Here is a 14,717-nt window from a genome sequence, read left to right on the forward strand (position 1 = left end):
TTGGAATTTAAAAAAGATATGTTGTCTCAATTTGTTAATAAAACTTTAAAAGTACTCGCTTTGTGTACTGGTCTAGTGAGCACAAGTCATTTTGCTCAGGCCAATGATTTTGTAAATGATCCTAATTATTTAAATTTTAAACAAAAAGCCATGAATACTTATGGTTTAAGCAGTGTACAAGTAGATGCCGCGATGAGCGGTGCAAAAAATTTACCAAACATTATAAATATTATGACTCGCCCAGGTGAAAGTAAGCCTTGGTACGACTATCGCTCTATGTTTTTAGTTGAAGGTACTATTCAGCGTGGTGTCCGCTTTAAAAACCAATATGCAGATGCACTTAACCGAGCTGAGCAGCAATTTGGTGTCTCCCAAGCTGTCATTTTAGGTATTTTAGGTGTTGAAACAGGATATGGAGCCAATAAAGGTTCTTTCATCACTCGTGACGCGCTTGCGACATTAGCATTTGGTTACCCGCGTCGTGCTGATTATTTCAGTGATGAGTTAGCTGCTCTGATTGCATGGACCTATAAAGAAGGCTATCCAACCAATAGTATTGTTGGCTCTTATGCTGGAGCAATTGGCTACCCACAGTTTATGCCAAGCAATATCAGTAAGTATGGAGTCGATTTTGACGGTAATGGGCATATTGATCTTCGTAATTCTGCGGAAGATGCTATTGGGTCAATCGCAAACTACTTAGCAAAACAAGGATGGCAACGCGATCAACCGATTGGCTTCATGGCTCGTTATGTCGGCTCAAATCCAGAAAATATCATTGCCAAAGACCTAACTCAGCCCTCTCCATATGGCGTACTCAAAACTCAAGGGATTTCACCATTAAACCCTTTAGTTAAAATTGATGACCTAGATATGGTAAATGTTATTCAATTACAAGACTATAACGGTCCGATTTACTATTTAACCTATCCAAATTTTCAAGTGATTACCACTTACAACAAAAGCCGAATGTATGCGACTGCAGTATGGTTGTTAGGCACAGAAGTAGCTAGCCGATAGGCTAGCTTTTTGATGAGTTTTTGTAAAAGTCAATAAATATTTTTGTTAAATCGATCACAATACACACATTTTAAATACCTTGTTACATATTTGGTTATTTTTTAATCTAAAACTGTAAGTTTTTGCCCTTTTTGTAACTATTTCTCGTTAAAGACTAGACACTCTCCGTAAGCGATGAATATTATCCACCCCAATCAAGCAATTGCAAAAGTGAATAATTAGGCATGTTCACTTCAATTTTTAGTCTGTCGGCTAAAAGAAAAAGAGCATGTTCTCAGGAGTTTATATAAATGCAGTTATCGCTGAAATACATTCTTGCACTGACGGCTAGTTTAAGTATGGCCCCGCTGCACGCTGAAATGATGCAGTCATCATCATTAAACAGTGATGTAGATGGTCCAAATGCAAATTTAGCTGCACGTGTATTGAGTAAAGATACTCAAAGCTTTAATTCTCGTTTTTCTAACATTAACAGTCTTTCAATCACTGAACGTTCTGGCGATCAAATTCGTCGTCAAGCTATCGCAGCTAAAATTGAAATCCCTGAAGATGAGCCTTCAGTGATTGAAAAACTTAACACAGTAGCTTCAAATACTGTTCGTAAGTTTAGCCAAACTGGTATGGCATCTTGGTATGGTCGTCAATTTCATGGCCGTAAAACTGCAAGTGGTGAAACATTCGACATGAATGCACTTACTGCTGCTCATCGCAGTCTGCCATTGAACTGTTATATCCGTGTGACAAACAAAGACAATGGTAAAAGTGTGGTAGTAAAAGTAAACGACCGTGGTCCATTCCATGCAAATCGTGTACTTGATTTATCATACGGTGCAGCAAAACGCCTTGGTATTACCAATGCTGGTACTGCAAAAGTAAGTATTGAACGTGTAGACGGTCCTACTTCATAAGCGATTACTCCTAGAGTTCATGAAAAAGCCACAATTTAATTTGTGGCTTTTTAATTTTTGGAGTTCATCATAAGAAATTATGTTCAAAAATTTTATGTTTCTACTCATTTTCCAATTACAAAATTGATTATTTTTTAACCCAAAAATACATCATTTTATTACCCATCTTTTTTTGCTTATATTTTCCGATTACAGCCATTTTAAAAAAATTACGCTACCCTAGTACCACTTTAGTCTAAAAAGAGCTATTTATCGCGTTTTAAGGCAAGTTGAGTTGAGCCTTTTTCTATTATTTTCCCACTTCTCATAAAAAAGTGCTTTTTTGGGTCATTTCCTGACTTCAAAACCCGCAAATAAGTAGTTCGAGTTTTTTTAAGTACATCTCACTCTTTCTAAGTTCATCTTTTAATTTTTCAAACCTATTTTTATAGATGGTTAGATCTTAAATTTATGCTTATACGAATATTCAGAGTAAATGAATAAACGATAAGGAACATGTACAACTTTTCTTGTCTACTCAGATAACAACAGGCTAAAATATAGGCATAAAAAGAATGATTCAAAATTAGACATGGAGAAAAAGGTCTATGAAATCTATTGGTGAATGGTTTGATGAATACAGTGAAAGCCATCAAAATCCAACGAATAAGAAAATCCACTGGGTATGCGTCCCAGCTATTTTATTTTCTATTATCGGAATCATTGCCCACTTTAGCGCCTTACTCACTGCTTTACTCATTGTACTGACTCTAATTTTCTATGCTCGACTCGATCTTGTACTTGCAGTAGCAATGGCTGCACTTCTCGTTGTGATGGCTTGGCTTATTTATGTCTTACCTGTAGGTGTCGGGTTTTATATTGCTCTTTTTGTTATTGCTTGGATTGGACAATTTTACGGACATAAAGTTGAAGGGAAAAAACCTTCCTTCTTTAAAGATTTACAATTTCTATTGATTGGTCCAGTTTGGTGTATGGATGCCTATCTTGCAAAAATATTACCTAAGTGGAAAAGTCGGCAGAACAAACTGATTACTCAATAATTTATTAAAAAGCTGAATCTTTTAGATTCAGCTTAAATTTACTGATTTATTAGAAAATTTATAAAATAGAAAAATGCTAAGCTGAGTAGCACACTGGGCAAAACTTTTTTTAAATAGAAAGCTATTACAATACAAAATATTGTCGCGTATAAGTAAGGATTATCAAAAATACCTCTTAGTTCATTTCCCTCAAAAAAGATTACTGGTATACAAATAGCAGTTAATAAGCAAGGCGCTGAATAATTCAGCATTTTATTCATCAATACGGGTAATTTTACTTTTACATTGGGTTCTAAAAAATAATAACGATTAAAAAATACAATAGCAGCCAATCCTAAAATCATAAGCCATGACATATTATTTTTCTCCTGTTCTATTTTCTGCAAAAACCGCAATAAGCATTCCCAATAAGCCAGAAATTAGAATACCTCCTTCCAAGTTTAAAAATTTGAAAAAAAAGCCAGTAATGCAAGTTGTTAAAACTCCAGCTATGACAGGCTTTTCCTTACACATAGGAATAATCATGGCCACAAAAATAGCAATAATCGAAAAATCTAAATGGTAGGACAATAAATCTGGAATCGCCGTAGCCAATAAAATTCCAGCTAAACTAAAAACCGCCCAGAATAAATAAAAACATATACCCGCCCCTAACAAATAATGAGGATGCTTTTTTTCGTTCGGAGCACTTAAAGCAAACAATTCATCTGTTAGCAAAAAACCTAAACTTAATCGCTTTGGCAAAGACAAAATAGAAATGTTATTTCTTAAAGTTAATGCATAAATAAAATGCTGTGCAGTAAGAAAGAAAATCGTGATATAGATCGTTAATAATGATGCATCTTCCATCACCATACTCAAACTGACCAATTGTGCAGCGCCAGCAAAAACAATTCCTGACATTGCTAATGCTTTATAAAATGATAAACCTGCATGAATTGCCATTGAACCAGCCAAAATAGCCCACGGAATAACCGAAATAGACAATGGCAATATATCTACCGCCCCTCGTAAAAAAAGATACGGAGGTTGGCCTTTAGAAAATCTTACAGATTGATTTAAGTGAGCATTCATCTCTAGACATCTATAACATTAAATATTTATAGATTTTCTTCTATGCAGGTTAGCTTCTCTTGAACTAAATTGCGTTTAGAAATGAAAATAAATTTTAGAGATTAAGGCTTGCTACATACTGGGTAGGTGTAACACCCATCGCCTTTTTAAAGTGACGGTTAAAATGACTTTGATCAGAAAATCCACATTGCTGTGCAACCATCACAATTTGATCACCTTGCTTTAATAACTGTCTCGCTTTTTGCAAACGTGCCTGTACCAACCACGCATGAGGTGGTAAACCCACATATTTTTTAAATTGTCTTAAAAAATGCCAAGCGCTTAATCCAACCATATCAGCCAATTCCTGCAAAGAAAAATTCTTTTCAGGCATATCTGCCAACAAATCTTTAACTTTTAAGATTTTCGAATAAGCTTCTGGTAGCTCACAAAAGGTATGCCGTGATTTACCATGACGCATCATTAAACAAGCCAATGTCGACAGATACATGGTTTCTTTCAGCAAAAAATTATCTTTTTGTTCTAATAAATCAAATAACAAGCAAAGTTGTTGAGACAAACCTAAGTCCTGAATAACTGCTTGAGGAAACCAAGGTGCGCCATGACCATTCTCAAAAAAATCCTGGCTCACTTCAGCAAGCATTTCTGGTGTAGGATAAATTGCTCGATAACGCCAACCCGATTCGACAGCAGATGAACCTGTGTGAATTTCATCTGCATTCACCAAAATAATGTCGCCTTTAGGGGCTACATGTAGTTGTCCCGTCCTAAAAAAAGACTGTGCACCCTCTTCAATCACACCAATACAATACCCTTCGTGGGTATGCTTTGAAAATTGCGTTTGGTGGTAATGTGCTTTTAATAGTTCTAAACCGCCCAACTCTCGCAAATGCAAGTAGTCAGCCTGTTCGCGGTACATATATACATCTCATCTATTTATCTAGAAAAAACATAGCATGTTTTAAAAAGATGCATAGAACAAAATTGCTGTTAGATAGAAATGTATACCCGTTTTCTATTGGTAAATACGCCCATTATGTTTTAGCCAACCATTTTCATGTCGATTTTGTGGATCATGATGCGTCCAATGCAATACACCACCTTTTTCGTTATATTCATATTCGCCATTAAATTCGACAATATCCCCTTTGTGCAAATCTTCAATTTTTGGTGCTAAATCAATATTATGTGCGACCAAAATTGACAGACCATTTTTTAATACAAGAATAAATTTCTGGTGTCTTGTCCCATCATTATCTTCTCTTAAAATTGCTTTTACTCGACCACTTCCCTGCACTTGAACATTACTTTGTTTACGATCATAAGCAGTTTTTATGGTATCCGCACCATCATTTGAAAGCGCCGTTTCAGTATGCTGAGTGATCGGAGTGGGTGATGATGTTTGATTGTTCTTATGTCCAGATGAATCTAGACCGAAATATGCAGCAATCAATAAGACAATAATGCCGCCAATACTTAGATTTTTTTTATTTGTCATTCTGTAACCTTAATTTAACTGAGATAAAAAAAGCCCCAATGGGGCTTTTTTTATTGTGATACGAATTACTTCGCAGCAGCTTGAGCAGCAGCAACTTCTTCAGCGAAGCTCATTTCTGCTTTTTTCTCGATACCTTCACCAACTTCGAAACGTACGAAGTTAGCAACAGTTGTACCAGTTGCTTTTAATACATCAGCAACTTTTTTGTCGTTGTCGATAACGTACATTTGACGGTCAAGAGCAACTTCGTTTAAGTATTTCTCAACAGAACCAGTTACCATTTTCTCAACGATGTTTGCTGGCTTACCAGATTCTAACGCTTTCGCTTCAGCAATTTCTTTCTCTTTAGCGATAAGGTCAGCTGGAACAGCTTCAGCGCTTACTGCTACTGGGTTGAATGCAGCAACGTGCATTGCAATACCTTTACCAGTGTCAGCATCACCTGTGTAAGAAACTACAACACCGATTTTTAAACCGTGTTTGTAGATAGCCAAGTTTTCGCCTTCAACGATTTTCGCGCGACGAACTTGGATGTTTTCACCGATTTTTTGAACAAGCGCAATACGAGCTTCTTCAACTGATTGGCCATCAGCCAATTTTAATTCAGCGATTTTAGCAGCATCAGTTTCGCCAGCAGCTAAAGCAGCAGCAGCAACTGCGTGTGCAAAGTTAGAGAAGTTTTCGTCTTTAGCAACGAAGTCAGTTTGACAGTTTACTTCAACTAAGATCGCTTTCTTACCGTCTTGAACGATAGTGATTGCACCGTCAGCAGCAATGTTGCCAGCTTTTTTAGCAGCTTTAGCTTGACCAGATTTACGAAGGTTATCAATAGCAAGTTCGATGTCACCGTTCGCTTCTGTTAATGCTTTTTTGCATTCCATCATTGCAAGACCAGTACGGTCACGTAATTCTTTTACCATGCTTGCAGTAATTGCAGTCATGTTGATCTCCTAAAATCGGTAGAAAATAAATCTTTTCAACAAAAACGGCCCAAAGAAACTCTGGGCCGTTTGCACTCTCGACGCTTAATTTGCCACCATTACATGTCGCAAAAATGACAAGCCTGCGTCAAAACGCATTAAGCCTCAGAAGCGTCTTTCGCAGCGTCATCGCCTTTTGCTTGAGCGTTCGCTTGAGATTGAGCGTATTCTTTACCAGCAAGAATTGCGTCAGCCATAGCTGAAGCATATAAAGTTACTGCACGGATCGCATCGTCGTTACCAGGAATAACGTAATCAACGTTGTCTGGGTTAGAGTTTGTATCAACGATACCGATAACAGGAATACCTAAGTTCTTAGCTTCTTTAATTGCAATCGCTTCGTGATCAACGTCGATTACAAATAATGCGTCAGGTAAACCACCCATGTTTTTAACGCCGCCTAAAGAACGCTCAAGTTTTTCCATCTCACGAGTACGTTCTAAAGCTTCACGTTTAGTAAGCTTAGCAAAAGTACCATCTTGAGATTGAGTTTGAAGATCTTTTAAACGGTTGATAGATTGGCGAAGTGTTTTCCAGTTCGTCAACATACCACCTAACCAACGGTGGTCTACATATGGTTGACCAGCGCGTTGAGCTTGTTCACGGATGATGTTAGAAGCAGCACGTTTTGTACCAACGAACAAAACTTTATTCTTTTTGCTTGCTAATTGGTTAGCGAAGTTCAAAGCATCATTTAACGCAGGAACAGTGTGCTCAAGGTTGATGATGTGAATTTTGTTGCGCGCGCCAAAAATGTATTGACGCATTTTTGGGTTCCAGAAACGAGTTTGGTGACCAAAGTGCGCACCTGCTTGAAGAAGGTCGCGCATGCTTACGTTGTAATCTGCCATTTTCTTTACCTTAAAAGTTGGGTTAGGCCTCCATATATCCGCATTCTCCACCTTTTTACGGGCACCCAGAGTAATGTGACGATATATGTGCGGATTTTTTACTCCACCTATCAAAAATCTTCGTAAAAGATATTCACGAAAAGCATTTGATAAAATGGGCGGCTATTTATACCATAGACGCTTGTAAATTACCAAAAGTTTTTAGAGATCATGAACAGTACTTATACAGCTCCACGTCGATTAATCAAAACTCCAGATGAAATTAAAAAAATGCGCATTGCAGGACGACTGGCGGCTGAAGTTCTAGAGATGATCAAGCCGTATATTAAGGCCGGTGTAAGCACCCTCGAACTTGATACGATTTGCCGTAATCATATTGAAAATGTACAACACGCTATCCCAGCTTGTGTGGGTTATGGTGGTGCTCCAGGACGCCCTGCTTTTCAACATTCTATTTGTACTTCGGTTAACCATGTCGTGTGTCATGGTATTCCTTCTGAAAATAAAATCTTAAAAAACGGCGATATCCTTAACATTGATGTGACCGTAATTAAAGATGGTTATCATGGCGACACCAACATGATGTATGTCGTAGGAGGTGAAACTTCTATTTTGGCAAACCGTTTATGTAAAGTTGCTCAAGAAGCAATGTACCGTGGAATGGCAACAGTTAAAGACGGTTCATACCTAGGTGACATTGGCCATGCTATCCAAAAATATGTTGAGTCAGAACGTTTTAGCGTAGTACGTGAATATTGTGGTCATGGTATTGGTACTGTTTTCCATGACGAACCTCAAGTACTGCATTATGGCCAAGCTGGCACTGGTATGCGCTTAGAAGCAGGTATGACCTTTACGATTGAGCCAATGGTCAATGCTGGTGTTTGGCAAACTAAATTGCTTGGTGACAAATGGACTGTTGTAACGAAAGACCATAAACTTTCTGCTCAATATGAACACACTATTTTAGTGACTCAAACAGGTATCGAAGTATTGACAGCTCGTCCTGAAGAAGACCTTTCTCGCTTCAACTAATAATTTAATAAACATTAACAAAAGGCTACTTTGAGTAGCCTTTTGTTTTTTATTTTGTATTTTTTATTAATAATTCTTTCCAAATATAAACAAATATTTCAAAAACATTACAATTATTAATTTTTATTACACAATCATTTTAATAAACCGCGTTATGGTGGGCTCAATAAAAATCAGTAAACAAATGTCTGGACATGGAGTCCTTTATGATGAAAAAGTCATTATTTTGTATGACAGCTGCCTTTTTTGCTCTGCCTACAGTCACTTTCGCTGCTTCACCATATTTTAGTTTAAAAGATGGTGATGGTTTCAAACGTTTTTCGGTCTCAGCTGGTTGGCTCCATGCTATGCCTCAAGGCTCAGGAAATCCTGTTAATATCAATACTAGCGTTGCAGAAGGTACAACATCTAAAGTTGGAGATGTATCTACAAAAGCCGTTTTAGATGCAATCGACCAAAGCAAAACTTCAGGAAAATTCTGGTATAGCACTATTGGTCTTCTTGATAAGTTTACAGATACTCTTCCCTCTTCACTTGCAGGTACAGCAGAAGTTAATGGTCTTTCTCAATGGGAACAACAAGGTTCTGGCTTAGAAGCCAGTGATGTTGATACTGTTGGTCTTATGTTTAACTACAACTTTACGGACAATTTATCTTTAGAAATTAAAGGTGGCATTCCCCCTAAAGTAGATATTAATGGAAAAGGTAATATTTACGCTCCCCTTTCTGGAAAAGCGACTCCACTAAAAGATGGGTCTTCGATTGGAGAAATCATAGGAGGGGGAATTTCCGGGGCGGGTGGAGATATTCCTTTAAAACAAGACCTTCATATTACTGATCTTTCTCAGGGAGGCAAGGCTGCGACCGCACGCGCATGGTTACCAGCCGTTGAACTACATTATCAATTTGGTAAAACAGGTGTAAATAAGTTCCGTCCTTACATTGGTGCAGGTGTGATGTATGCATACTTTAATGATTTAAAAATGAATTCTGGTATTGAGGCTGATTTAATTCAAGCAGGACACATGATCCAGAATATCCATGATGGTAAAGCTGGTGCCGCATTAGATCGCAAGACATCATCAGCAAATCCTATCGTAAAACTTGAAGCGACAGATACGTTCGCACCGATTGTTACGGTTGGAGCGACATATGACTTCAATCCGAACTGGTTCGCCGTCGGCTCAGTTTCTTATTCAAAAATGAATAATGAAGCAAAAATCTATGTAACTGATCAAAATACAGGTAAAGAGCTAATTAAAGCGAATACCAAAATTGATATCGACCCACTTATTACCTATGTAGGTGTAGGCTACCGTTTCTAATTTTTTAAAACACTCAAGCTATAAAAGCCTTACTGAAGCTTTTATAGCTTTTTACTGGTAAGTTGAATCCTGCTTCTTTTTAAACCAATATGCTAAAAAAATGAGCATTTCTTATTAAATTATTAGGAAAAACTCATGTCCTACCTCCGTAGTTTCCTTTTTTCTTAATCTTATTTTGTTAATTAATTTTATTAAATTCCAACTAACTGAATAAAATTAAAAACTAACATTTTCCTTTTAGTAAAAATTATTTTTTGGCACAGCCTTTGCTTTATCTACAACATGATGAATCAATGGCGATTCAATGGATAAACCAAGACGGCCAAAGACGTCCGCTCTGATCGGTATGCAAATAGACAATTTATTTTGTCGTGCAAATTAAAAATTCGTTCAGTTCAGAGGGACGGCGTATGTCTTCAAATATCAATCTAGATGCAAAAAAAGCAACTGAGATTAAATTATTCAGCTTCTCAACTCCAGCAATGCGTGCCTTTCACATGTCTTGGCTCGCTTTCTTTGTCTGCTTCTTCGCATGGTTTGCCTGTGCTCCTTTAATGCCTGTTATTAAAGGTGAGTTCGGTTTAACTAAAGACCAGATTGCCAATATTAATATTGCCGCCGTTGCAATTACGATTTTAGTGCGACTCGCTGTCGGTCCCCTTTGCGATAAATATGGTCCACGTATTACCTACACAGCCCTTCTCTTACTAGGCAGTATTCCAGTATTTGGTGTTGCTGCTGCCAACAGTTATGAATCATTTCTATTCTTCCGCTTACTGATTGGTGCAATTGGCGCAAGCTTCGTTATTACGCAATATCATACAAGTATTATGTTTGCACCTAATGTTGTAGGTACAGCAAACGCAGCGGCGGCTGGTTGGGGTAATGCTGGCGGCGGTGCAACTCAAGCCTTAATGCCTTTATTACTCGGTGCAATTGTCATGTTCGGTGTTGAGCAAACTATGGGCTGGCGTATTGCTCTTATCGTACCGGGTGTGATGATGGTGATTGTGGGAGCCCTTTACTGGAAGTTAACTCAAGATTGTCCTCAAGGTGATTTTAAAGAAGTTCGTGCACAAGGCATTGATGTTGGCAGCGGCAAAAAAGGCGGTATGGCAATTTTAATGCAGGCTGCGCGTAACTACCGTGTCTGGATTTTATTTCTGGCTTATGGTGCATGCTTTGGTATCGAAATTTTTATTCATAACGTAGCAGCCATGTACTATGTTGATCAATTCAAAATGGATTTAAAAACTGCGGGTTTAACGGCAGGAATATTTGGTCTTCTTGCATTATTTGCACGTGCACTAGGGGGCATTATTTCCGATAAAGTCGCACTTACTAAAGGACTAGATGGACGCACGAAAGTACTTGTACTCATGATTTTAGGCGAAGGTTTATTCTTAGTCCTTTTCTCTCAAATGAATGGTGTCGCTCTCGCTATTCTTTCAATGACTATTTTTGCACTATTTACACACATGGCCTGCGGCGCAACATATGCTCTTGTGCCATTTATTGACCGTAACGCATTAGGCGGTGTAGCAGGAATTATTGGTGCGGGTGGTAATGCAGGTGCAGTTGCAGCTGGCTTTTTATTAAAAGGTGTACTTGATATTCAAACTTGCTTATTTATTTTAGGTGGACTGGTTATGGTTGCGGGTTGTAGCGTGATTTTGATTCGCTTCACAACCGAACACAAAGAAAAAGAACAAGTCCTTTTTGAACAAGCGCTACTTGAGCGTAATTCTGCAACTTAATTTTTTATAATCAGCAGAAATTAAAATGATTTCTGCTGATTTGCTTTTGTTATAAAGAGACTAGCGTTGTTACCTTTTAATTTTTCTTAAATATTCCACCATCTATATCGATATCTTTCGATGCATCTTCTACAATAACTCATCACTTTCCTATAATTTTCCAATCACAATGACTAAAACAGGCAATCAGTTCTCACAGCCACTTATATACATGTTAATTGGTAGCGCTCTTATCTTGGCTCTTTCATTAGGTGTTCGTCATGGTTTTGGACTTTATTTAGTTCCAATGAGTCATGATTTTGGTTGGGGGCAACATGTTTTTAGTCTTGCAATCGCGATGCAAAATTTAATATGGGGAGCCGTTCAACCTTTTACAGGTGCAATTGCAGATAAATATGGCAGTAAAATTGTGGTTGCTGTTGGTGGGCTGCTTTATACCCTTGGTTTACTCCTAATGGCTTTTAGTTCAAGTGTACTCATTTTGAATTTAAGCTTAGGTCTTATTATTGGTTTAGCTTTATCAGCAACTTCTTTCACAGTTTTACTCAGTGCCGTAGGGCGAGCCGCTCCTCCAGAAAAAAGAAGTATGGCAATGGGTATTGCCAGTGCAGCAGGCTCTTTCGGTCAGTTTATTATGCTGCCTTCCACCCTTCTCTTACTTAAAACAGTAGGATGGTCCGCAGCTTTAATGGTGAGTGCTCTCCTTATTGCTCTAATTATTCCTCTGGCATTGATGCTTAAAGCTCCAGCTTATCAACCACCTAAGGCACTCATTCAACCTCAACTCACATTTAAACAAGTACTGAATATTGCCAGAAAACACAAACCTTTTTGGTGGTTAGCTTTAGGGTTTTTAGTATGCGGGTTCCAAGTTGTATTTTTAGGGGTACATTTGCCAGGCTATTTAATCGATCACGGCTTTGATGCGGCGACAGGTACAGTGTTTCTAGCTTTAATCGGCTTATTTAATATTGTGGGAACTTATGGGGCGGGTTGGCTGGGAGATCGTTTCTCAAAACCTAAATTATTAATGGCGCTTTATGGTAGCCGTGGCATCGCAATCATTGCCTTTCTACTATTACCTTTAAGCACTTATACAGTATATGCTTTTGGCGTCGTTATGGGGCTTCTATGGCTCTCTACTGTTCCACTCACCAATGGCATTGTCGCAAATATGTTTGGCGTTAAATACCTTTCAATGCTGAGCGGTATTGTGTTTTTCACCCATCAAGTTGGTTCTTTCTTTGGCGGTTGGCTTGGCGGCGTTAACCATGACTTAACAGGTAATTACAATGCGATTTGGCTATGTTCAATAGCTTTGAGTATATTAGGGGTAATTGTACATTTCTTTGTAAATGAGGAGGCTGTTATTCATGACGCATAATGCCTTACTTTTGAAAACAATTATGAGTTTCTTCATTGTAGCTTTTCTGGTTCTTTCCATCATTTTATGGAGACAGACGCCTGATTTATTTGAATATTTTAATCAAGCATTTTGTGCACACTAGAAAGATGACGCGCTGAAATCACTCTGTACATTGTCATAAAAATATAAAAAACGTATGGTCTAATGAAAATAAAAAAGCCCGCAAATTTGCGGGCTTTTTTATTGAAAAAATTATTTAAAATCAAAACAAGCGATTCATACCGTTAAGTGCAGCTACACGGTAAGCTTCGGCCATGGTTGGATAGTTAAACGTTGTTTCGACAAAATATTTCAAAGTATTGTTTGGGCTGTGCATAACTGCTTGCCCAATGTGGATAATTTCGGCAGCGTTATTACCAAAACAATGAATACCTAAAATTTCTAAAGTGTCACGATGGAAAAGAATCTTCAATTCACCCACTGTATCACCCGTAATTTGTGCACGAGCCAAATGACGGAAAGAAGCTTGACCTACTTCATACGGAATTTTCTCTTCCGTTAATTCCTGTTCATTTTTACCAATAGATGAAATTTCCGGAATGGTGTAAATACCCGTTGGGATATCACGTACTGGCTTCGCATCTTCACCACTCATGTTTGCACCAGCACAGCGCCCTTGGTCATAAGCAGCAGAAGCAAGTGATGGCCAACCGATTACGTCACCAGCAGCATAGATATTTTCAACTTCAGTTTGGTATTGATCATTTACAGAAAGCTGACCACGGTTATTTGGTACTAACCCAACATTCTCAAGACCTAAGCCTTCTGTATTACCTGAACGGCCATTACACCAAAGGATCGCATCGGCTTTGATTTTTTTACCACTTTGTAAGTGTAATACAACGTGGTCATCAAATGTCTCAAGATGATCCATTTGTTCGTTGTGACGAATTAACACACCTTGTTCACGTAAGTGATAAGACAAAGCATCAGCAATTTCATCATCTAAATAGCTTAAGAGTTTTTGCTGAGTATTAATCAAGTCAACTTTATGATCTAAACCAATAAAGATCGAAGCATATTCACAGCCAATAACGCCTGCACCGTAAATAATGATTTTTTGAATTGAGTAATCAAGATCAAGAATTTTATCTGAATCAAATACACGAGGATGGTCAAAGTCGAGACCTTGTGGATGATAAGGACGACTACCTGTCGCAATCACGATTTGCTTACAGATGATTGTTTCTTTAATGCCTTCATGGCTAAAAACTAAAACTGTATTTTTATCTTGAATATATGCACGGCCATGAAATACGCCGATTTTGTTGCGGTCATAAAAGCGTGTATGTGTATCAACCTGTTGTTGAATCACTTTGTGAGCATTACGCAACACCTGTTTCATAGTGAACTGTTTCCATTCACCTACTTTTTGAAACATCGGGTCACGTTGATAGCGAATAATACTAGAAACTGTTTGACGTAATGCTTTACTTGGAATAGTCCCTACGTGAGCACAGTTACCACCCAGTTGATCACGCACATCTACAATTGCAACACGCTTACCCGCTTTTGCAAGCTTCATTGCCGCGCCTTCACCTGCAGGTCCAGAACCGAGAACTACCGCATCGTACTTAACGAAATTCCCACTAACGACCTCTTTTTTACGTGGCATTGAAAGCTCCTTCCTCTCTTGAATGACCATATTTTATAATAGATTATGACTAATATGCGGTGAATTTATGTATTTCTCAACCCTATATTTCTGAATAACCACATTTATTATATGAATAGTTATTTTCCGCTATTAACCAAAGAACTCGGCTATAATACAATGTCAATGTCTCTATAAACGAGTGGAAA

General features: G+C 38.0%; 14 protein-coding genes. 7 read left to right on the top strand and 7 right to left on the bottom strand.

Annotated features, from left to right (window positions below; all coding sequences use genetic code 11):
• Positions 1-18 precede the first annotated feature (18 nt).
• The 3 genes from mltB (at position 19) to AC056_RS05875 (ending at position 2,968) form a co-directional block, all read left to right on the top strand.
• Complete coding sequence (mltB, locus tag AC056_RS05865; RefSeq protein WP_019457156.1) at positions 19-1,020, top strand: lytic murein transglycosylase B; 1,002 nt, start codon at positions 19-21, stop codon at positions 1,018-1,020.
• A gap of 290 nt (positions 1,021-1,310) precedes the next feature.
• A complete protein-coding gene (locus tag AC056_RS05870; RefSeq protein ID WP_002052473.1) occupies positions 1,311-1,928 on the top strand; it encodes a septal ring lytic transglycosylase RlpA family protein in 618 nt (205 codons plus the stop codon).
• Positions 1,929-2,515: 587 nt separating this feature from the next.
• The gene (locus tag AC056_RS05875) at positions 2,516-2,968 is read left to right on the top strand and encodes a DUF962 domain-containing protein (RefSeq protein ID WP_077163000.1); all 453 of its coding nucleotides are present in this window, start codon (positions 2,516-2,518) and stop codon (positions 2,966-2,968) included.
• A 38-nt stretch (positions 2,969-3,006) separates the two neighbouring features.
• On the opposite strand, the gene AC056_RS05880 is transcribed toward AC056_RS05875, so the two are convergent.
• From AC056_RS05880 to rpsB, 6 genes are all read right to left on the bottom strand, one after another.
• Positions 3,007-3,324: an AzlD domain-containing protein gene (locus tag AC056_RS05880; RefSeq protein ID WP_019457158.1), complete on the bottom strand. Its 318-nt coding sequence runs from the start codon at positions 3,322-3,324 to the stop codon at positions 3,007-3,009.
• Between the two features lies 1 nt (position 3,325).
• The gene (locus AC056_RS05885) at positions 3,326-4,042 is read right to left on the bottom strand and encodes an AzlC family ABC transporter permease (RefSeq protein ID WP_077163001.1); all 717 of its coding nucleotides are present in this window, start codon (positions 4,040-4,042) and stop codon (positions 3,326-3,328) included.
• Positions 4,043-4,136: 94 nt separating this feature from the next.
• The gene (locus tag AC056_RS05890; RefSeq protein WP_039250811.1) at positions 4,137-4,961 is read right to left on the bottom strand and encodes an AraC family transcriptional regulator; all 825 of its coding nucleotides are present in this window, start codon (positions 4,959-4,961) and stop codon (positions 4,137-4,139) included.
• A 96-nt stretch (positions 4,962-5,057) separates the two neighbouring features.
• Positions 5,058-5,540: a DUF3465 domain-containing protein gene (locus tag AC056_RS05895; RefSeq protein ID WP_077163002.1), complete on the bottom strand. Its 483-nt coding sequence runs from the start codon at positions 5,538-5,540 to the stop codon at positions 5,058-5,060.
• A 65-nt stretch (positions 5,541-5,605) separates the two neighbouring features.
• Positions 5,606-6,481, bottom strand: a complete 876-nt coding sequence (gene tsf / locus AC056_RS05900; RefSeq protein WP_019457162.1) for a translation elongation factor Ts — start codon at positions 6,479-6,481, stop codon at positions 5,606-5,608.
• Between the two features lie 137 nt (positions 6,482-6,618).
• Positions 6,619-7,371 carry a 30S ribosomal protein S2 gene (gene rpsB / locus AC056_RS05905; protein ID WP_001982118.1) on the bottom strand — a complete coding sequence of 251 codons (753 nt, stop codon included), beginning with the start codon at positions 7,369-7,371 and terminating at the stop codon, positions 6,619-6,621.
• Between the two features lie 210 nt (positions 7,372-7,581).
• Between rpsB and map the strand changes: the two genes are divergently transcribed.
• The 4 genes from map (at position 7,582) to AC056_RS05925 (ending at position 12,872) form a co-directional block, all read left to right on the top strand.
• Positions 7,582-8,406, top strand: coding sequence for a type I methionyl aminopeptidase (map, locus tag AC056_RS05910; RefSeq protein ID WP_077163003.1), 825 nt, complete (start codon positions 7,582-7,584; stop codon positions 8,404-8,406).
• Positions 8,407-8,612: 206 nt separating this feature from the next.
• Positions 8,613-9,731, top strand: a complete 1,119-nt coding sequence (locus AC056_RS05915) for an OmpW/AlkL family protein (protein ID WP_077163004.1) — start codon at positions 8,613-8,615, stop codon at positions 9,729-9,731.
• Between the two features lie 410 nt (positions 9,732-10,141).
• Positions 10,142-11,488, top strand: coding sequence for an MFS transporter (locus AC056_RS05920; RefSeq protein ID WP_039250806.1), 1,347 nt, complete (start codon positions 10,142-10,144; stop codon positions 11,486-11,488).
• Between the two features lie 169 nt (positions 11,489-11,657).
• Complete coding sequence (locus AC056_RS05925; protein WP_077163005.1) at positions 11,658-12,872, top strand: MFS transporter; 1,215 nt, start codon at positions 11,658-11,660, stop codon at positions 12,870-12,872.
• Positions 12,873-13,116: 244 nt separating this feature from the next.
• Here the strand turns inward: AC056_RS05925 and sthA are convergent, their stop codons facing one another.
• Positions 13,117-14,529: a Si-specific NAD(P)(+) transhydrogenase gene (sthA, locus tag AC056_RS05930; RefSeq protein ID WP_004700414.1), complete on the bottom strand. Its 1,413-nt coding sequence runs from the start codon at positions 14,527-14,529 to the stop codon at positions 13,117-13,119.
• Between the last annotated feature and the right edge of the window lie 188 nt (positions 14,530-14,717).

The organism is Acinetobacter genomosp. 33YU (assembly GCF_001990725.1).
Taxonomy (GTDB): domain Bacteria; phylum Pseudomonadota; class Gammaproteobacteria; order Pseudomonadales; family Moraxellaceae; genus Acinetobacter; species Acinetobacter seifertii.